Origin of the sequence: Cricetibacter osteomyelitidis, assembly GCF_004340985.1 — a bacterium.
GTDB classification, from domain to species: Bacteria; Pseudomonadota; Gammaproteobacteria; order Enterobacterales; family Pasteurellaceae; genus Cricetibacter; species Cricetibacter osteomyelitidis.
The window spans coordinates 1-1,641 of sequence record NZ_SLYB01000033.1 but is presented as its reverse complement, the minus strand read 5'-3'; the positions used below and the strand labels follow the sequence as shown (position 1 = coordinate 1,641).

The 1,641-nt window shown below is 43.7% G+C and carries 1 protein-coding gene (only partly in view); it reads left to right on the top strand.

What is annotated here, in order from left to right; genetic code table 11:
• Window positions 1-1,641: part of a two-partner secretion domain-containing protein coding region (locus EDC44_RS11260; RefSeq protein WP_131978962.1), annotated on the top strand (this coding region is incomplete at its 3' end). Its footprint begins 6,236 nt before the window's first position; the window shows 1,641 of its 7,877 annotated nt.

Genomic DNA, 1,641 nt, shown 5'->3' with positions numbered 1-1,641 from the left:
GGGCAACGAACCGATTTATGAAGAAATTCCAAATGCGGTTGACAGCACCTATGCCAAAGTAGGCGATGCTAATGCAAATCGTCAATCCCGTTCTGCGGAAGAACCGATTTACAGCGAAGTACAAAAACCGAAAGGCAAGAAACCGGGCAACGAACCGATTTATGAAGAAATTCCAAATGCGGTTGACAGCACTTATGCCAAAGTAGGCGATGCTAATGCAAATCGTCAATCCCGTTCTGCGGACGAGCCGGTTTACAGCGAAGTACAGCAACCGAAAGGCAAAAAAACAGGCAATGAACCGATTTATGAAGAAATTCCAAATACGGTTGACAGCACCTATGCCAAAGTAGGCGATGCTAACGCAAATCGTCAATCCCGTTCTGCGGACGAGCCGGTTTACAGCGAAGTACAAAAACCAAAAGGCAAAAAAACAGGCAGCGAACCGATTTATGAAGAAATTCCAAATACGGTTGACAGCACCTATGCCAAAGTAGGCGATGCTAACGCAAACCGTCAATCCCGTTCTGCGGACGAGCCGGTTTACAGCGAAGTACAAAAACCGAAAGGCAAAAAATCAGGCAGCGAACCGATTTATGAAGAAATTCCAAATACGGTTGACAGCACCTATGCCAAAGTAGGCGATGCTAATGCAAATCGTCAATCCCATGCGACGGAAGAACCACTTTACGCAGAAATCCCTGCGGCAGGTGCAAGCAAAAATAGATCTAAACGTGCATTGCCTGAATTACCACAAACTAATGGTGCAAAAGGTAATCACACTGAAAGTGACTATGCAGAAATTCCGGCAGCAAGTGCGGAAAATAAAGCTAAACGTGCATTACCTGAATTACCACAAGCGGGTAGCGCAAAAGGTAACCACGCTGAAAGCGATTATGCAGAAATTCCGGCAGCAAGTGCGGTTGAAAATAAAGCTAAACGTGCATTGCCTGAATTACCACAAGCGGGTAATACAAAAGGCAGCCATGCTGAAAGCGATTATGCAGAAATTCCAGCAGTAAGTGCAGAAAATAAAGCTAAACGTGCATTACCTGAATTACCTCAAGTTAGTAATACAAAGGGCAACCATGCTGAAAGTGACTATGCGGAAATTCCGGCAGCAAGCGAAGGCAAAAACAGAGCTAAACGTGAGTTACCAGAATTACCACAAACCGGTAATGTAAAAGGTAATCACGCTGAAAGCGATTATGCGGACATTCCTGCTACCCAGGAAGGTAATGCTAACAATAATAACAATCGTAATTCAGCGGAATCCGCATCGACATCAGCCGATAGCAAACCAAAAGCGCAGCAAGAAGAAAGTCCTTCAATTTTTGATAAAATTAAGAATTTCTTTAAAGGCAAAAACAAACAGGAAAATGCTGAAAAACAAGCTAAGCGTACTGATGACGCGGCTGCCGATAACGATGCATCAAACAAACCGAATTACGATAATCTTGAAGATAACTTAAATCTGAAAGGATTATTGGAACTTGAAGCGAAACGCTATGATGAGTTTGAGCAAAACGTGTTAAATAACAGCGAGTTCTTAGCCGAAGCACGTGATGCGGCGAAGAAAAACGTCCCTGAATCTGTGTTAAAACAAATGGCGGGAACACCTGAGCTCGACGAGATTTTAACCGA